The sequence below is a fragment of the Aquabacterium sp. genome, from assembly GCF_016195855.1.
In the GTDB taxonomy this organism is placed as follows: Bacteria; Pseudomonadota; Gammaproteobacteria; order Burkholderiales; family Burkholderiaceae_C; genus Aquabacterium.
Genome location: NZ_JACPYU010000003.1, coordinates 446,744 through 465,189 on the forward strand (window position 1 = coordinate 446,744; position 18,446 = coordinate 465,189).

Annotated in this window: 15 protein-coding genes; 11 read left to right on the forward strand and 4 right to left on the reverse strand. The window is 64.9% G+C overall.

Annotated elements, in window-relative coordinates; genetic code table 11:
• Positions 1–74: 74 nt before the first annotated feature.
• Positions 75–1,721, forward strand: coding sequence for an acyl-CoA synthetase (locus tag HY019_RS03595; RefSeq protein ID WP_290688413.1), 1,647 nt, complete (start codon positions 75–77; stop codon positions 1,719–1,721).
• A gap of 15 nt (positions 1,722–1,736) precedes the next feature.
• On the opposite strand, the gene HY019_RS03600 is transcribed toward HY019_RS03595, so the two are convergent.
• Positions 1,737–2,216 carry a hypothetical protein gene (locus HY019_RS03600; protein ID WP_290688414.1) on the reverse strand — a complete coding sequence of 160 codons (480 nt, stop codon included), beginning with the start codon at positions 2,214–2,216 and terminating at the stop codon, positions 1,737–1,739.
• A 243-nt stretch (positions 2,217–2,459) separates the two neighbouring features.
• Here HY019_RS03600 and HY019_RS03605 point away from each other — a divergent pair, with 243 nt between their 5' ends.
• The 4 genes from HY019_RS03605 (at position 2,460) to HY019_RS03620 (ending at position 8,017) form a co-directional block, all read left to right on the forward strand.
• The gene (locus tag HY019_RS03605) at positions 2,460–4,862 is read left to right on the forward strand and encodes a diguanylate cyclase (RefSeq protein WP_290688415.1); all 2,403 of its coding nucleotides are present in this window, start codon (positions 2,460–2,462) and stop codon (positions 4,860–4,862) included.
• 78 nt (positions 4,863–4,940) lie between these two features.
• Positions 4,941–6,485 (forward strand): AMP-binding protein, encoded by a 1,545-nt coding sequence (locus tag HY019_RS03610; RefSeq protein ID WP_290688416.1) that lies wholly within the window; start codon positions 4,941–4,943, stop codon positions 6,483–6,485.
• Between the two features lie 27 nt (positions 6,486–6,512).
• Complete coding sequence (locus HY019_RS03615; RefSeq protein ID WP_290688417.1) at positions 6,513–7,271, forward strand: class II aldolase/adducin family protein; 759 nt, start codon at positions 6,513–6,515, stop codon at positions 7,269–7,271.
• Positions 7,268–8,017, forward strand: coding sequence for a hypothetical protein (locus HY019_RS03620; protein WP_290688418.1), 750 nt, complete (start codon positions 7,268–7,270; stop codon positions 8,015–8,017). Before HY019_RS03615 ends, HY019_RS03620 begins: the two co-directional genes overlap by 4 nt.
• Here the strand turns inward: HY019_RS03620 and HY019_RS03625 are convergent.
• Positions 7,995–8,870 carry an acyltransferase gene (locus HY019_RS03625; protein WP_290688419.1) on the reverse strand — a complete coding sequence of 292 codons (876 nt, stop codon included), beginning with the start codon at positions 8,868–8,870 and terminating at the stop codon, positions 7,995–7,997. The genes HY019_RS03620 and HY019_RS03625 overlap by 23 nt on opposite strands.
• A gap of 174 nt (positions 8,871–9,044) precedes the next feature.
• Here HY019_RS03625 and ppk2 point away from each other — a divergent pair, with 174 nt between their 5' ends.
• From ppk2 to HY019_RS03640, 3 genes are all read left to right on the forward strand, one after another.
• On the forward strand, positions 9,045–9,962 hold the full coding sequence (gene ppk2, locus HY019_RS03630; RefSeq protein WP_290688420.1) for a polyphosphate kinase 2: 918 nt from the start codon (positions 9,045–9,047) through the stop codon (positions 9,960–9,962).
• Between the two features lie 103 nt (positions 9,963–10,065).
• The gene (locus HY019_RS03635) at positions 10,066–10,995 is read left to right on the forward strand and encodes a potassium channel family protein (protein WP_290688421.1); all 930 of its coding nucleotides are present in this window, start codon (positions 10,066–10,068) and stop codon (positions 10,993–10,995) included.
• An 83-nt stretch (positions 10,996–11,078) separates the two neighbouring features.
• The gene (locus tag HY019_RS03640) at positions 11,079–12,932 is read left to right on the forward strand and encodes an ABC transporter ATP-binding protein (RefSeq protein ID WP_290689154.1); all 1,854 of its coding nucleotides are present in this window, start codon (positions 11,079–11,081) and stop codon (positions 12,930–12,932) included.
• Here the strand turns inward: HY019_RS03640 and HY019_RS03645 are convergent.
• Complete coding sequence (locus tag HY019_RS03645; RefSeq protein ID WP_290688422.1) at positions 12,917–13,951, reverse strand: MerR family transcriptional regulator; 1,035 nt, start codon at positions 13,949–13,951, stop codon at positions 12,917–12,919. The genes HY019_RS03640 and HY019_RS03645 overlap by 16 nt on opposite strands.
• A 147-nt stretch (positions 13,952–14,098) precedes the next feature.
• Here HY019_RS03645 and HY019_RS03650 point away from each other — a divergent pair, with 147 nt between their 5' ends.
• Positions 14,099–14,410 (forward strand): high-potential iron-sulfur protein, encoded by a 312-nt coding sequence (locus HY019_RS03650; protein ID WP_290688423.1) that lies wholly within the window; start codon positions 14,099–14,101, stop codon positions 14,408–14,410.
• Positions 14,411–14,428: 18 nt separating this feature from the next.
• Here HY019_RS03650 and HY019_RS03655 read toward each other — a convergent pair whose 3' ends face one another.
• The gene (locus HY019_RS03655) at positions 14,429–16,660 is read right to left on the reverse strand and encodes an EAL domain-containing protein (RefSeq protein WP_290688424.1); all 2,232 of its coding nucleotides are present in this window, start codon (positions 16,658–16,660) and stop codon (positions 14,429–14,431) included.
• A 279-nt stretch (positions 16,661–16,939) separates the two neighbouring features.
• Here HY019_RS03655 and HY019_RS03660 point away from each other — a divergent pair, with 279 nt between their 5' ends.
• Both HY019_RS03660 and HY019_RS03665 read left to right on the forward strand, forming a co-directional pair.
• Positions 16,940–17,590 carry a choice-of-anchor R domain-containing protein gene (locus tag HY019_RS03660; protein WP_290688425.1) on the forward strand — a complete coding sequence of 217 codons (651 nt, stop codon included), beginning with the start codon at positions 16,940–16,942 and terminating at the stop codon, positions 17,588–17,590.
• Between the two features lie 22 nt (positions 17,591–17,612).
• Positions 17,613–18,446, forward strand: coding sequence for a hypothetical protein (locus HY019_RS03665; RefSeq protein ID WP_290688426.1), 834 nt, complete (start codon positions 17,613–17,615; stop codon positions 18,444–18,446).

The following is an 18,446-nucleotide window of genomic DNA, read 5'->3' on the forward strand; positions in this document are numbered from 1 at the left end:
GCAAATCCCAGGCTATCCCTGTTTGAAACGGGGCTTTTCTGCGGCACCATGTCGGCTCCCAAAAGGAGCCATGCATGAGCAACATCTACGAGCAAGACCTGTCTCGCAACGACGCCAACTTCGCTGCATTCACCCCCCTGTCCTTCATCGAGCGCACGGCCGCGGTCTACCCCGAACGGCTGGCCATCATCCACGGTGATCTGCGCCAGACCTGGGGCCAGACCTACGCACGCTGTCGCCAACTGGCCAGCGCACTGAGCCAACGCGGCATCGGCCTGGGCGACACCGTCGCCGTCATGCTGCCCAACACGCCGCCCATGGTGGAAGCCCACTTCGGCATCCCCATGACGGGCGCGGTGCTCAACACCCTCAACACCCGGCTGGACGCCGAGGCCCTGGCCTTCATGCTGGACCACGGCGAGGCCAAGGCCGTGATCGTGGACCCGGAGTTCGCCGCCGTCATGGCCAAGGCGATCAGCCTGCGTCAAACGCAGCGCGACATCCTGGTCATCGACACCGAAGACACGCTCTACACCGGCAACGTGCAGCGCATCGGCAGCCTCACGTACAAGGACCTGGTGGCCAGCGGCTCGCCTGATTTCGAATGGCAGATGCCGGCCGATGAGTGGCAGGCCATCAGCCTGAACTACACCTCGGGCACCACCGGCAACCCCAAGGGCGTGGTCTACCACCACCGTGGTGCGGCCATGAACGCCATCTCCAACATCCTGGAGTGGGACATGCCCAAGCACGCCGTCTACCTGTGGACGCTGCCCATGTTCCATTGCAATGGCTGGTGCTTCCCCTGGACGGTGGCCGCACGTGCCGCCGTCAACGTGTGCCTGCGCCGTGTCGACCCCAAGGCCATCTTCGACGCCATCCGCACGCACAAGGTCAGCCACTATTGCGGCGCCCCCATCGTGCACGGCGCCCTGGTCGCGGCCCCAGCCGAACTCAAGCAAGGCATCACCCACCAGGTCAAGGCCATGGTGGCCGGCGCAGCGCCCCCTGCCGCCATGATCGAGGGCATGGAGCAGCTGGGCTTTGACCTGACCCACGTCTACGGCCTGACCGAGATCTACGGCCCCGCCGCGGTGTGCGTCAAGCACGAGGCGTGGGACACGCTGGACGTGGGCGAACGCGCCCGCCTGAACGCGCGCCAGGGCGTCAACTACCACCTGCAGCGCAATGTCACCGTGATGGACCCAGGCACCATGCAGCCCGTGCCGGCCGATGGCGAGACCATGGGCGAGATCATGTTCCGCGGCAACATCACGATGAAGGGTTACCTCAAGAACCCCAGGGCCACGCAGGATGCCTTCCGTGGCGGCTGGTTCCACACAGGTGACCTGGCCGTGATGTACCCCGACGGCTACGTCAAGATCAAGGACCGCAGCAAGGACATCATCATCTCGGGCGGCGAGAACATCTCGTCCATCGAGGTCGAAGACGTGCTCTACCGCCACCCTGCCGTGATGGCGGCCGCCGTGGTCGCCAAGCCCGACGAAAAGTGGGGCGAGACACCATGCGCCTTCATCGAACTGAAGGCTGGTGCCCAGGTCACGGCCGAGGACATCATTGCCCACTGCCGCCAGCACCTGGCCGGCTTCAAGATCCCGCGGGCCGTGGTGTTTGGCGAATTGCCCAAGACCTCCACCGGCAAGATCCAGAAGTTCGAGTTGCGCAAGCAGGCCGGCTCGGCAAAGGCCATCAACGTCTGAGCCAGAGCAGCGGGGTCAGGTCAGCACCGCCTTGAGCATGTCCGGCAGATCCGCCACCTTTTGCAGGGTCTGCTCGGACACGCCTTCTGGCGGTGCCAGGCCTCCAGGGTCGCTCAACAGCACCTCGGCCTGGCCATCCGCACGCTGACGGATCACCACCGTCCAGGGCAACTCCGGCCGCGCCTGGTCCTGCGTCTGCAGCACCGGCGTGTGCCCGTCCTCGTCGCCCAACACCAGCACGCGGGCCTGCTCGTGGGGCTGGTCCGTGCCATTGGGCGGCCTCACCGTGGTGCGCAACACCACCGGCAGGCCATTGCGGCGAACCGAGCGCTCGATCTGGCGCACGGTTTCGTCCATGTCGTATTTGCTGGTCAGCGCGATGCGGGTGCGCTGGCGCAGATGATCGTCTTCCAGGTCATCGCGCTGTGGCCAACGACCTGCCACCAGCAGGATCAGGGCCATGCAACCTGTCATCCAGTATCGCGTCATGTGCATGAGCGGCCTCCAGGAGTTGACACCTTGAGATCAGGCCACCGCGCTCAAGTTCAAGGGGCCATGCGTTTCGCGATGTAAAGCCGTCTGGCGCCATTCGTCAAGACCGAACCAGGCGCGTCAAACGCCTTCCGATTTTTGGCTCCTGCGCCCATGTTTCTGGCGTGAATTTCCTTATCCGCAGGGCGGACTTTGTGCGTAACATCTTGGCTTCAGTTGTCGTGCCGAGTTGCTGGAGCCTGTTGAATGCCCGCTGCCCCCATCCCGTCAGATGAAGAACTCAGACTGGCGGCATTGCGTGACCTGAACCTGCTGGATCAAGATGGCGACCAGGAACTCAACCGGATCACGGCCCTGGCTGCCAGCGTGCTGGACGTGCCCATCTGCCTGGTGTCCCTGGTCGATGAGGACCGGCTCTGGTTTGCCGCGCACCACGGCACCGATGGCAACCAGTGGCCGCGTGAGCTGAGTTTTTGCGGCCATGTGGTCAACAGCAAGCGCACCGTGCTGGCTCACGACCTGCGGCTGGACGAACGCTTCTGCGACAACGACCTCGTGATCCGCCGCGTGCCCCCGCTGCGCTTTTATGCCGGCGTGCCGCTGCTGTTCGGTGATGGCCAGGTGGTGGGCACGCTGTGCGTGATGGACCAGCGCCCCCGCCCTGATTTCGACGAAGCCAAACTCAAGCAGCTGATCCGCTTCAGCGAGATCGTGCATGACCAGATTCGCCTGCGTCAGCAGCGGCTGCAGGCCCAGCAGGCTCACACGCTGTTCTCGTCCGGGCCCGTCGGCACCGTAGTGTGGGATGCGCAGATGCCGCCCCACCCCACCTACCTGTCGGACAACCTCAAGGACATCATCGGCAAGCGCCTGGCCGATGAGTTGCACGATGGCCAACCCTATATCGACATCGTTCACCCGCAAGACCAGGAGGCCGTGCGCAGCAGCCTGAGCAGCCACCACCAAGGCCTGCTGCCCATGCTGGAGATCAGCTTCCGGCTGCGCCCATCGGCGCGCGGCATGCGCTGGGTCCACCAGGTCAACAAGGCCGACTACGACGAGGCCGGGCGCCTGCAAGGCATCCGCAGCTACCTGTTCGACCTGACCCGGCAAAAGCACCTGGAGTCCTCCATCGAGGCCACCAAGGAACGCCTCTACCTCGCGCTCGAATCCGCCCGCATCGGCACCTGGGATGCCAACAACGAGACGCAAGAGCTCATCATCAACGCGCGTGCCGCCAGCATGCTGGGCTACCGCGAAGACGAGGTCGAGCACGACAACCAGAGCTGGATGGACATGGTCCACCCGCATGACCGCGTCAACACCGACCAGGCCTTGCAGAGCTACCGCAACCCCGGCATGGACGTCATCGCGCTGGAGTACCGCATCCGCCACAAGAAGGGGCACTACGTCTGGGTGCAAAGTTATGGCCGCACCGTCGAGCGCGATGACAGCGGGCGCCCAAGGCGCATCGTGGGCACCTTGCTCGACATCACCGAGAGCAAGCGCCAGGAGTCCCTGCGCAACCGCCAGCGCCAGTTGCTGGACCTGCTCAACCAGGCCCAGACCAGCTTCCTGCTCAACCGCAACGTGCAGGACGCCTGCGAGGCCCTGTTCGAGCCGCTGCTGCGCATCAGCGAGAGCGCCTTCGGTTTCATCGGCATCGTGCAGTACAACGACAAGGGCCAGCCCTACCTGATGGTGCCCACGATCTCCGATCTGGACTGGCGCCATGGCAAGGTGCGCAGCGGGCATTACGAGCGCCGGCCCGAGGGCCTGCAGTTCCACCAGCTGGACAACCTGTTCGGCCACGTGGTGACGCAAAACCAGATCGTGCTGACCAACGAGCCCGGCACGCACCACGCCAGCCAGGGCACACCGGAAGGCCACCCCACACTGCGCAACTTCCTGGGCATGCCCATCCGCTTTGACAACAAGGTGCTGGGCATGATCGCGCTGGGCAACCGCCCCGACGGCTTTGACGAGCAGATGGTGCAGCTGCTGGAGCCGCTGGTGGTCACGCTGGGCACCTTGTTCCATGCCCGCGACCAGGAGAACGCCCGCGTCACCGCCGAGCAGGAGTTGCTGCGCCTGGCCACGCGCGATGCGCTCACCGGCCTGGCCAACCGCCGCCACTTCTTTGACGTGGCCGAAACCAGCCTGACCCAGACGCGCCGCTACGGCACGCCCATGACCGTGGCCCTGCTGGACCTGGACCACTTCAAGCACATCAACGACACGCATGGCCATGCCGCGGGTGATGCGGTGCTCAATGCCTTTGCGGAGGTGCTGCGCGAATCACTGCGCGACACCGACACGCCGGCACGTGTGGGCGGCGAGGAGTTCGCGGTGCTCCTGACCAACACGCCCTTGAGCGAGGCGCTCATCGCGCTGGAGCGCATCCGCCACACGCTGGACGAGACGCCCATCCAGGTGGGCGACCGCACGGTCTACGCCACGGTGTCGATCGGTGCGGTGCAGTGGAACGCCAACCACATGGATGTGGACGGCATGCTGGCCCATGCCGACGCCGCGCTGTATGCCGCCAAACGCCATGGCCGCAACCGCGTGCAGCTCTATCATGCGGAGTTGATGCAGATGGAAGCCACGTCCACCACGCCGCTGCGCGCGGCCAACGACGCGGCCTGACCTGCGTCGCCGCGGATGCCGGTTGCAGCGTCCATCCCTGCACGACTCGACTCCACTCGACCTTGGGGGCACCTGACCATGAACCTGTTCACGGCCTTGCGCTCTGCGTGGCCCGCCACGCAGAGCGACACCGCCATCCTCACTGACAAGGGCCTGGCCTACACCTGGCAAGACCTCGATCGCGCCACGGCCATGCTGGCCAACCTGCTGGGCAGCCTCAAGCTGCATGGCGTGGACGGGCGACCGCCCGTGGTCGCGGCCCACGTGGACAAATCGGTCGAGGCACTGATGCTCTACCTGGCCACGCTGCGTGCCGGCTGCGCCTTCCTGCCGCTGAACCCGGCCTACCGGGCCGACGAGCTGAACTACTTCGTCAACGACGCGCGCCCGGCAGTGCTGGTGTGCCGCCCTGCCGATCAGGAGTGGGTGATCCCGCTGGCCGCGCATGGCCATGTCGAGCACCTGTTCACCCTGGGGCAGGACCGCACCGGCAGCCTGCTGGCCCACGCCGTGCACCAGGACGACCGGCATGAGCCTGTTGCGTGCCAACCCGGTGACCTGGCTGCCATCCTCTACACCTCCGGCACGACCGGGCGCAGCAAAGGCGCCATGCTCAGCCACCACAACCTGTGGTGCAACGCACGCACCCTGCTGAGCCTGTGGGACTGGCGCCAGGATGACTGCCTGCTGCATGCCCTGCCCATCTTCCACATCCACGGCCTGTTCGTGGCCTGCCACTGCGCCTTGCTCTCAGGCACACCCATGCGCTGGCTCGGCCAGTTCGACCCGGCCAGCGTGCTGCGCGAGATGACGGCCACGCAGGGCCCACGCGCCAGCATCTTCATGGGGGTGCCCACCATGTACGTGCGCCTGCTGCACGACACCGGCCTGACACCTGAAGCCACCGACCACATGCGCCTGTTCGTGAGTGGCTCGGCCCCCATGCTCACCGCCACGCACGAGGCCTTCACCCAACGCACCGGCCAGACCATCCTGGAGCGCTACGGCATGAGCGAAACCGGCATGCTGTGCTCCAACCCCTGCCGCGCCAGCGAAGGGCCGCGCGTGCCAGGCAGCGTGGGCCGCCCCCTGCCCGGCGTGAGCCTGCGCATCGTGGATGAACAAGGCCAGGCACTGCCCGCCCACGCCATCGGCCAGGTCGAGGTCAAAGGCGCCAATGTGTTTGGCGGCTACCTGGGCATGCCCGACAAGACTACCGAATCCTTTACCGCAGACGGCTGGTTCCGCACCGGTGACGTCGGCCACATCGATGAACACGGCTATGTGCACCTCTCAGGGCGCGCCAAGGACCTCATCATCACCGGCGGCTTCAACGTCTACCCCGCCGAGGTCGAAGCGCTCATCGACAAACAACCCGGTGTGGTCGAGTCCGCCGTGATCGGCGTGCCGCACCCGGACTTTGGCGAGGGCGTGGTGGCCGTTATCGTGGCCGCACCCGGCCAGACGCCCCAAGAGACCGCCCTCATCCAGACACTGAAAGACACCATCGCCGGCTTCAAGGTACCCAAGCGCATCTTCACGGTGCTCGATCTGCCCCGCAATGCCATGGGCAAGGTACAAAAGAACCTGCTGCGGCAAAGCTTTCAACACACCTTCCAGTAAGCTGTGATTCACCCTGAGGAGACAAGCATGAACATCCCATCCCTGAAGGACAAGGTCAGCCCCGAAGAATGGCAACTGCGCGTGGACCTGGCCGCGGCCTACCGGCTGGTCGCGCTGTATGGCTGGAGCGATCTGGTCTTCACCCACATCTCGGCGCGCATCCCCGGCCCCGAGCACGCCTTCCTCATCAACCCCTATGGGCTGATGTTCGACGAGATCACCGCATCCAGCCTGGTCAAGGTGGACCAGAACTGCAACAAGCTCAGTGACTCGCCCTTCTTCGTGAACCCGGCCGGCTTCACCATCCACAGCGCCGTGCACGCCGTGCGCGAAGACGCAGGCTGTGTGCTGCACACGCACACGCGTGCCGGCGTGGGCGTGTCGGCCCAGAAGAAGGGCGTGCTGCCCATCTCGCAGCAAAGCACCTTCGTGCTGGCCTCGCTGGCCTATCACGAGTACGAGGGCGTGGCCTTCCGCGAAGAAGAGAAGCCCCGCCTGCAAGCCGACCTGGGCGACAAGAACTTCCTGATGCTGCGCAACCATGGCCTGCTGACCGTGGGCCGCACGATTGCCGATGCCTTCCTGAGCATGTACATCTTCGAGTCGACCTGCCAGATCCAGCTGGCCGCACAATCGGGCGGCGCCGAACTGACCGAGGTCAATCCGCTCATCCTGCAAGGGGTGGCCCATGCCATGAAGGTGCAGACTGACGGCATGGGTGGCAGCTTCGTGTGGCCGGCGCTCATCCGCAAACTCGACCGAACCGATCAAAGCTACAAGACATGAAAAAAGTATGGATCATCAGTGGCCTGGTGCTGGCTTCGCTGGCAGTGGGCACGCTGATCGTCATGGGCCATGACCTGCTCTCCCCGCACGATGCCACGCAGGTCAACACCAAGGCGGCCGGCCTGCCCTGGCAGGTCGAGAGCCTGCCAGGCGGGGCCAGCAAGGTCATGGGCCTGACACTGGCCCCGGCAGGTGCCACCCATGTGGCCAGCACCCTGGCCGATGCGCAGCAGCAATGGGGTCAGGCCATGCAGATCGCCATCATTGCCGCACCGGGCGAAGACGGCCTGCTCGAAGCCTTCGTGGACCCGGCCTCGGCCGGCTTCATCACGGGCAAGGCGGTGCTCACGGCTCAACTGGCAAGCGCAGAGATCCGGGCCATGCGCGAACGCGCGATCAAATCCGAGTTCATGGAGAGCACGACGCGCAAGTACACCCTGGCACCCGCGGATCTGCAAACGGCCTTGAAGGCGCCCATCACAGCGCTGAGCTTCATCCCCCAGGCCAACCTGGATGCCGACACCGTCGTCGCGCGCTTTGGCACGCCCGCTGAGCGCGTGCGCAGCAACGGGCACCTGGAGCACTTTCTGTATCCGGCCAAGGGCCTGGATCTGGCGCTCGACAGCGAGGGCAAGGAGTTGCTGCAGTACGTGGCACCGGCCGCGTTCGACCAGCTGCGGCAACCCTTGGTGAAGCCGCCGCAACAGGCAGCGGCCTCGGGCCTTACTTCAGCGTCCCAGCCTTGAAGGCTGCCGTGAGCTGATCGATTTCCTGGTCCTTGGCATGCCACAGGCCATTGATCCAGTGCTGCAGGTGGCTGCGCGCGGGCGGGTCGCCGTTCTCGTTGACCAGCACGTCCTTGGGGATCGGTACCGCGCGCACCGACACGATCACGTCTTCGATGTTGCCGGTCAGCAGGTCCACGAAGGTGGGCACGCCCTTGGGGTAGACGATGGTCACGTCCACCATGCAGTTGAACAGCTCACCCATGGTTTCCAGCGCCATGCCCACGCCACCGGTCTTGGGCTTGAGCAGGTGCTTGTAGGGTGACTTCTGCTCCTTGGCCTTGGCCGGCGTGTAGCGCGTGCCCTCCATGAAGCTGATCACCGAGGTGGGGATCACCTTGTACTTTTCGCAGGCCTTGCGCGCGGTTTCGAGGTCCTTCTTGGCGCTGGCCCCGCCACGGCGCTTCATGAAGGGAAAGTCCAGCGCCCACCAGGCCAGGCCCATCAGCGGCACGTAGATCAACTCGTGCTTGATGAAGAATTTGAGCAGCGGGATCTTGCGGTTGAACACCTTCTGCAGCACGAGGATGTCCACCCAGCTCTGGTGGTTGCTGCTGACCAGGTACCAGCCCTTGTACTTGAACTGGGTGTCACCCTGCACATGCCAGCGTGTGCGGCCCACGGCGGCCATCCACATGCTGTTGACCGCGATCCAGGTTTCGGCGATGTTGGACAGGATGAAGTCCACCACCAGCCGCACGAAGCGGAAGGGCAGCACCAGTTTGACCAGTGCCAGCGGGAAGACCAGGGAGAAAGCCACCACGACGTTGACAATCAGCACGATGCTGGCCAGCGTCCCCTTGATGAAGGACATGATCCGATGAAACATGACAAAAGGGGCCGGCGCCCCCTGAAATAACGACAGGTGACGATTATGTGCACAGATGTACAGAAATCACCCAATCATCAAACTGACACGGTGCCATGGCAGCGTATGGCGCGGACTTATTCGGCATTGCCTTCGTGTGCATTCACGTTCAACCTCACCATGACCCCACCCACCACGCCCATAGACCAGGACTTGCTGCGCCGCCTTCAGGACGACGTGATCGACAGCTACGACGAAGAGCTCGAAATGGAGGTCGACGACCGCCTGCTGGCCGGCGAATCACTGCAATTGAGCCCCGAGGCGCGCGAAACCCGCCGCATGTACTTTCGTGAGCTGTTCCGCCTGCAGGGCGAGCTGGTCAAGCTGCAGGACTGGGTGGTGCACACCGGCGAGCGCGTGGTCGTGCTGTTTGAAGGCCGGGACGCCGCGGGCAAGGGGGGCGCCATCAAGCGCATCACCCAGCGCCTGAACCCGCGCGTGTGCCGCGTGGCCGCCCTGCCCGCCCCCAATGACCGCGAAAAGACCCAGTGGTACTTCCAGCGCTACGTGGCCCACCTGCCCGCGGCCGGCGAAATCGTGCTGTTCGACCGCAGCTGGTACAACCGCGCCGGCGTCGAGCGCGTGATGGGCTTTTGCAGCGACGACGACCTGGAAGAGTTCTTCCGCTCCGTGCCCGAGTTCGAGAAGATGCTGGTACGCAGCGGCATCCGCATCTTCAAGTACTGGTTCTCGGTCTCTGATGACGAGCAGGAGGCGCGCTTCATGGCCCGCATCCAGGACCCGCTCAAGCAATGGAAGCTCAGCCCCATGGACCTGGAAAGCCGTCGCCGCTGGGAGGACTACACCCGCGCCAAGGAGGTGATGCTGGAGCGCACCCACATCCCCGAGGCGCCCTGGTGGGTCGTGCAGGCCGTGGACAAGAAGCGCTCGCGCCTGAACTGCATCCACCACCTCCTGCAGCAAATGCCGTATCACGAAATCGAGCACGCCCCCGTGGGCCTGCCCCCGCGCGAGCGCCGCGAGGACTACTTCCGCCAGCCGGTGCCACACAACATGATCGTGCCCGAGATCTATTGAACAAGTCACACACACCGGGGGGTACTTAGGTACTTACGCTGGCCATCCAACGCAGCGCCGGTCGTAGACTGGTTTCAACCCATTCTTGCGTTGGAGCCTGTTCATGGTGACTTCGCGGACCAGCCTTCTGGCCCTGTTCATGCGTCTGATGGCGGTGGCACGCTACCGCTTCATCGTCGAGCTGACCGGCATCTTCATCCTGATGTGGGTGGCGGGCGCCGCGCTGGTCTACTACTTTGAATCAGGGCACAGCGCACGCATCCACTCCTTTGGCGAGGCCTTCTACGGCATCCTGGTCACCATGACCACCTCGGGTGATTCGGCCGTGCAGCCCATCACCGTGCCTGGCCGCGTCGTGGTGGGCATCGCCCTGATCCTGTCCAAACTGTTGACCGCCTTGCTGTGCGCGCTGGCGGCCGCGGTTCTCATCGAGCGCAAGGTCAAGGAAGACATGGGGTTGAAAATGCACAAGCTGAGCCAGCACGTCGTCATCATCGGCTGGAACCTCAAGGGGCCGCAGATCATCCGCAACCTGCGCAGCGAAGCCCGCTTCGCGCATGCGCCCATCCTGGTCATGGCCGACCTGGACCACAAACCGATTGACGACCCGCTGATGCTGTTCACGCGCGCCAGCTACCCCATCCGCGGCGAATCGCTGGACCGCGCCTGCCTGTCCGAGGCGGCCACCATCGTGGTGCTGGCCAACTACGCTGAAAAGCAGAACGCCGATGCGCTCACCGCCGTCAACTGCATGGTGGCCCGCAAGGGCAACCGGGATGCCCGCATCATCGCGGAGTTGCTGGACCCCGGCCAGCGCGTGTACATCGAATCGGCCGGTGCCGACCTGGTCGTGGGTGTGGGAGAGGTGGGGGGCTTCTTGCTGGCAGAAGCGGCCATCGGCAACGACCAGGCCAGGCAGTTGCTGGCCGCCATGGCCGATGGCGAGCGCCAGCCCATGGTTGATCACACACCGCATCAGGCCAGCCCATCGCCCTCACACGCGCTCCACCAGACCGCCTGCTCCGCCAAATAGGCCTGGCGTCACACCGGGGAGACCCAAACACGGTACGCTTGAGCGTTTTGCGCCCTTTGCGACGCCCTGTGGAGCCTGTGCCCGTGCTGAGCTGGTTTGAACGACTGATCGACCCCTACCCCGAAACGCCTCCTTCTGTGCCACCCAAGGGCTTCCTGGCCTTTGTCTGGGCCGGCACCAAGGGGATGCGCCGCTACATCCTGGGCATGACGACGCTGACGGCCATGATTGGCGCCTTCGAAGCCCTGCTGTTCAACATGCTGGGCAGCGTGGTGGACTGGCTCAGCAAGGTGCCTCCCACCCAGCTGTGGACGCAGTCACGCGACAAGCTGCTCCTGCTGGCCGTCATTCTGCTGATCAGCCCGGTCGCGGTGCTGCTGCAGACCATGCTCAAGCACCAGGCGCTGGCGGGCAACTTCCCCATGAAGTTGCGCTGGAACTTCCACCGCCTCATGCTGGGCCAGAGCATGGGCTTTTATCAGGACGAGTTCGCCGGGCGCGTGGCCACCAAGGTCATGCAGACGGCCCTGGCCGTGCGCGACACCTGCTTCATCGTGGCCGACATCCTGGTCTTCGTGGCCATCTACTTCATCACGATGACGGCGGTGGTCGGCTCGTTCGACCTGTGGCTGGTCACGCCCTTCCTGGGCTGGCTGGCCTTGTACGTGTGCTCGGTGAGTTACTTCGTGCCGCGCCTGGGCCGCAAGGCCAAGGCCCAGGCCGATGCCCGCTCGACCATGACGGGCCGCATCACCGACGCCTACACCAACATCGCCACGGTCAAGCTGTTCTCGCACACCAACCGCGAGGCCAATTACGCGCGCTCGGCCATGAAGGACTTCATGCAGACCGTGCACGCACAGATGCGCCTGGTCAGTGGCTTCGAGGTGGTCAACCACAGCTTGAGCATGCTGTTGATCCTGTCGACGGCCGGGCTGTCGCTGTGGTTATGGAGCCAAGGCCAGGTGGGCATCGGTGCGGTGGCCGCGGCCACCGCCATGGCGCTGCGGCTCAATGGCATCTCGCACTGGATGATGTGGGAGGTGGCCATGCTGTTCGAGCACATCGGCACCATCCAGGATGGCATCAACACGCTCGCGCGCCCCCACAAAGTGGAGGACGCCCCGCAGGCAAGGCCCTTGCAGGTGCAGCAGGGCGACATCCGCTTCCAGAACGTGCACTTCGCCTATGGCGGCGAGCGCGCCGTGATCGATGGCTTGAACCTGCACATCCAACCCGGCGAGAAGATCGGCCTGGTGGGGCGCTCGGGTGCGGGCAAGTCCACCATCGTCAACCTGCTGCTGCGCTTTTACGATGTCGAAGGCGGCCAGGTGCTGATCGATGGCCAGGACATCGGCCGCGTCACGCAGGACAGCCTGCGCGCCCAGATCGGCATGGTCACGCAGGACACCTCCTTGCTGCACCGCTCGGTGCGCGACAACATCCTGTATGGCCGCCCGGATGCCTCGGACGCGGACATGGTGCAGGCCGCCATCAAGGCCGAGGCGCACGAGTTCATCCAGACCTTGAGCGACCCGAAGGGCCGCACGGCCTATGACGCCCATGTGGGCGAGCGCGGCGTGAAGCTCTCAGGCGGCCAGCGCCAGCGCATCGCCATTGCCCGCGTGATGCTCAAGGACGCCCCCATCCTGCTGCTGGACGAAGCCACCAGCGCGCTGGACTCCGAGGTGGAGGCCGCCATCCAGGCCAGCCTGTACCGCCTGATGGAGGGCAAGACGGTGGTGGCCATCGCGCACCGCCTGTCCACCATCGCCGCCATGGATCGCCTCATCGTGCTGGACCACGGCCGCATTGTTGAAGAAGGCGACCACGCCTCGCTGCTGGCCCAGGGTGGCCTGTATGCGCGCCTGTGGGCACATCAAAGCGGCGGTTTCCTGGGCGAAGAAGCCGAGGACGAGGATCAGGCCGTGGCTTGAGGCAGGGTCACGCCCTCGGCCTGCGCGAGGGTCACCAGCGCCTCTTCCATCAGGGCGCGCGCGTGCCCGGCCACGCGGTAGAGGTAGGCATGCAGAGCCACATCGGCCGGTTCACGGCTTTCGCAATCGGCGCTGTAGGCCTCGAACTGCCCCAGCATCGTCACCAGATGGGCCAGGTGCTGCGGGCACTCGCAAGCCACACGCGGCATGGCCTGCACCAGGCCGGCCAGCGAGCCGGCATCAAAGCGCGGGCCCGGCGCCGGGTCGGGCACATGGCGCAAGCCGCGTGCCACGCTGCGCCAGCCACGCGCCGCATCCATCATGGCCTGCATGAGCTCCACCGCCGGCACGGGCGTGCGTCTCAGGATGGCACCCCGCGCATGCAAGGCCCCGCACACCTGGGTGCTGGCAAAGCCATAGACCACCAGCAACTGGCGCGCACCCACGACGCGTTGCAGGCGCACCAGCCAGTCCACCGTGTCCATGTGCAGCGCAGACAGGTCCACCAGCAGCACATCGGCCTTCACGCCCTTGAGCGACAGCTCCGACGCCGGGCTGCCATCAATGGCCTTGGCCAGGCTCACGCCCTCATAGGCCTGCAGCACATCGGCCCAATGCACGGCGGCATCCTTGCCAACCAGCAACACGCGCACGTCTTCGTTGCGCACGCTGGCTGCTGCACTGGCCGCCAACGCGGGCAAGGCCCCCTCCCCGTTGAGCACGCTCTCGGTCTGGTCCGCCTCGTCCATCAGGTCCTGCAGGCTGGCCGTGTCCATGCGCGCCAGCATGCCGATGCCGTGGCCGCGGTTGACCAACTGCTTGATCAGCACCAGCCGGCGCACATCCTGGCTGGAATACAAGCGCTGGCCGGATGGCGTTTGCATCGGGCCCACAACCTGATAGCGTCTCTCCCACACCCTCAAGGTCGCAACCGGGATGTTGACCATGCGCGCCGCCGCGCTGCTGCGGTAGCGAGGGGCTCCGGCGTCTTCCTTGATGGACCTGGCTTCTTCGGACATCAGACACCTCAAATCTTGATTGAACTCAAATTGAACCCGCTTGAGCCATTGTGGCGACATGCCAGCGCCGATAGTGGGTCGAAAATGAGTCAAAGTGGATTCAAACCGCTTCCCCCAACCCTGTCCCCACTCAACGGAGAACACACCATGACCAGCCGTCGCCAATTCATGATGACCATCGTGCCCGCCGCAGCCGCCCTGTCGGTGATGAGCCAGGCCCGCGCCGCAGACGCCCCCAAGGTGGACGAAAAAGACCAGGCCGCCATGGGCCTGGGCTACAAACATGACGCCACCAAGGTCGATGCCAAGAAGTACCCCACCTACAAGGCGGGCAGCGTCTGCGGCAACTGCCAGTTCTTCCAGGGCAAGGCCGGTGACGCCTGGGGTGCCTGCCCCCTGCTGGGTGGCAAGCAGGTCAATGCCAAGGGCTGGTGCTCGGCCTACGCCAAGAAGGCCTGACCGGCCAGCCGAAGCGGGTCAGGCCACTTCGGTGACCCGCTTCAAGGTGCCCTGCTCGAGGGCCTGGCGCAACCAGTCCTCGAACACGGCCGCGGGCATGGGCTTGGCAAACCAGTAGCCCTGCCCTTCCAGGCAGCCCAGGGTACGCAGGTGCTGCATCATGGCCAGGGTTTCAACGCCCTCGGCAATGGTGCTCAAACCCAGTCCCTTGGCCATCTGGATGATGGCGCGCACGATGGCCACGTCTTCCGGGTGGCGCTCCAGATCCCGCACAAAGCTCTGGTCGATCTTGAGCTTGTCCACCGAGAGGCGCTTCAAGTAGGACAGGCTCGAATAGCCCGTGCCGAAGTCGTCAATGGCCAGCTTCACGCCCAGGGCCTTCAAGCCTTTCAGGCGCGTCTCCACGCTCTCCACATCGCTGATCAGCACGGACTCGGTCAATTCCAGCTCCAGCTGCGTGGCCGGCAAGCCCGACGCGGCCAATGCCCGCGACACCACCGATTCGACCTCGCCGCGCTTGAACTGCAGGGCCGACAGGTTCACCGCCACGGTCAGCGGCGGCAAGCCCATCCTGGACCAGGCCACGGCCTGACGGCAGGCTTCTTCGATGACCCAGTCGCCGATCGGCACGATCAGGCCGCTGTCTTCGGCCACCGGGATGAACTTGCCAGGCGGCACCAGCCCCCAAGCGGGGTGCTGCCAGCGGATCAGGGCCTCCACCCCAAACACGCGGCCTGTGGCCAGGTCCACCTGCGGTTGGTAGTGCAGCACGAACTGCTTGAGTTCCAGCGCCAGGCGCAAGCCATTGCGCATGGTCAGGCGCTCGACGGCCTCCGCGTTCATGCGGTCGTCGAAGAAGCGGTAGGTGTTGCGCCCCTCGTCCTTGGAGCGGTACATGGCCGTGTCAGCGCGCTGCAGCAAGGTGTCGAAGTCCTCGCCATCATTGGGCGCCATCGCGATCCCCATGGACGCCGAAATCAACAGGTCCTGGCCATTGACCGCAATGGGCTTGCCCAACTCCTCCATCACCTTGGTCACGACCGGCGTGGCCGCATCGGCATCGGGCAGGTCCTTGAGCACCATCAGGAACTCGTCGCCCCCCGGTCGGCTGACCGTGTCGGACTGGCGCAGCGTGTTGACCAGGACGTCCGCCACCACGCGCAGCAACTGGTCGCCCACGGCGTGCCCCAGCGTGTCGTTGATGTTCTTGAAGTGATCCAGATCCAGCAGGACCAGGGCCACCTGCTTGTTGTGCCGCTTGGCATCGGCCAGCGCCTGCATCAGGCGATCGCGTGCCAGCTCCCGGTTGGGCAGCCTGGTCAGCACATCGTGATAGGCCAAAAACGCAGCGCGCTCCTCGGCCTCCTGGCGCTCTTCGATCTCTTCTTTCAAACGCCGGTAGGGGTCGCGCACGCTGGTCACGAACACCGCACGGTAGATGAAGAAATAGGCCACAACCTTGTAGAGGTGCCCCAACAGGATGAACACATCGTTGACGCTGGCGTACAAGGTCAGGCAGGCCTCGGACAGCATGGTGATCAGGGCCGCGGCACACAGATCGCTGGTGCTGTAGGGCTGCTGTTCGGTGCGACGGCGCATGAAGACATAGGCCGCTGCGGCCGTGAGCACGATCACCCCGTATTCGGCGATCAACTTGAACCACGTCAGGCCATGGCCATCAACGAAGGTGCGTGGCCAGACCTCGGGGGCCAGCAACTCGACCGCGTAGCAGCCCGCCGTCCACAACAAGGCGGCATGGAGCAAGGCATAACGCGGCCAGCCCGTCTGCAGGGGCTGGATGGGCCGGATGGCCGCCACCAGCAGCGTCCACGCCGCCGTGTAGCGCGCCATGAGCCAGAACTGGATGGCTTTCTCCGAGCTGGCCGGCGTGACGAAGTCGGGCATGCCCTTGAAGGACATGGCGTGCCCGAAGTCGATCAGCCCCACGGCCAGGAAGCCGCAGCCGATGATCACGATGTTGCCCGGCTGGGCGGCGCTGCGTGCGTGCCAGGCCACCGAGAACACCAGCAAGGCCGCCACGATGGCACCGAACTCCGTGACCGTGTGCAGGGCAACGGAAAACACCAGGAAGCGCGGTTGCCAAGGCGAGAGAACCGCCACCATCCACAGGACGATGAGGATCAGCGCCAGGCTGAGGATCAACCTGATCGGCAACTTCTGGGATCGACGGTCATCAAGGGCGCCCGACGGCAGTGGCGCCCCATGCGAACCTGCAACGGGTAAGGACATATTCCAGGCTCCTTGCTCGATCCGGACATGTACCAATGGGCATGGCCCACCCAGCAAGGTGCTCAGCGATAAATGGACTTCTTATCGGCGCGTACGGCCCTTGAGTTAAGTGCGGCAGGTCAATTCCCAGGCCCAGTGTGCCGCAACATGTTTCACTTCTGCCAAAAACAGTGTGAACTGCGACACGAATCGCACATGCCAGGGCAACACGGCATCCAGAGACTCACGAGCCAGGACGGGGCGCATCGGGCACCTCGCCTGCACACACAGGAGTCTTTGATGCATCCAAACCTGGTCGCGACACACCGATGGGCCGCATGGGCCTTGTTCTGTACCCTGGCATGGAGCCCACAACAGGCCGCCCTGGCCAACACCTTGTCTGACAACACCAGCCAGGCCACCTCCGGCGACACGGTGGCGGCAGACGCCAGCAACTGGGTCGCCGCCAGCTTCATCACGGATGCGGCCTATGGCAACGCGGCCTTGTCCGCCACCGTGCTGGCCAGCGGCACGGCCTCGGCCACCTTGTCCCTGTTCAGCAGCGACGCCAGCGGCCTGGTGCCCGCCAGTTGGCTGGCCGATCTCACACTGGGCAGCAGCAGTGCCAGCAGCGGCAGCTACACGCTGGAGGGCATCAGCCTCAACGCGTCCACCAGTTACTGGCTGGTCCTGCGCAATGAGAGCGGCAACAGCCAATGGTCCTGGACAGCCAGCGGCGACGGCAGTGGCAGCGGCTTCACCGGCATCTGGGCGAACTCGGATGACGCCGGCCTGAGCTGGTTCACCAACAGCACGCTCTACCCGGTGCAGATGCAGGTGAGCGTCAACGGCAGCACGGCCAGCAGCGTGCCCGAGCCTGCCAGCTGGGCCCTGACCCTCGTCGCCCTGCCTGTGCTGGCACGCCTGCGCCGCCAACACCGCCCTGCCTGAAACCCCGACACCCCATCACACCATGCTCAAAAAACACATCAACCCCCATCGCCGTGAACTGCTGCGCCAAGGTGCGGCCGCTGGCGCGCTGGTCATGACCAGCCCCTGGAGCCGCGCCGCCTTGGGCAACACCTCCGTCCCGGAGGTCACCGAGGGCCCCTACTTCGTGGACGAGCTGCTCAACCGCTCCGACATCCGCGTGGACCCCAGCAACGGCAGCACCCAGGCAGGCTTGCTGATGCTGCTGTCGGTCACCGTCTCGACACTGGACACCACCACGGGCAAGACCACACCGCTGCCTGGCGCCTACGTCGACATCTGGCATTGCAATGCCCAAGGGCTGTATTCGGACGAATCGGCCAACAACACGGTGGGGCAGAAGTTCCTGCGCGGCTACCAGGTCAGCAGCAGCCAGGGCAAGGTCGCGTTTCGCACCATTTACCCAGGCTGGTACTCGGGCCGCACACCGCACATCCACTGCAAGGTGCGCGAGTTCTCGGGCTCGACCAAGACCTTCGAGCTGTCCACCCAGTTCTTCATTGACGAGCAATTCACCCAGCAGATCTACAGCGACAGCAACCTGCCCTATGTGTCGCACGGCCTGCCCGATCAGCCGCATGCGAGCGACCAGGTCTACACCGGCACACAAGGCTGCATCGAAGGCGCCGTGGCGGGTGACCAGTTGCTGCTCACGATGGCACGCACGTCCACGTATGTATCGGCCAGGTTCAACATCCTGATCGACAAGAACGCACGCTGCACGAGTGCGGAAACCTCAATGGGCAGCGGCGGCGCACCTGGTGGCACGCCGCCGACAGGGACGCCTCCCGGCTTCCCGACACCGCCTACGAACTGA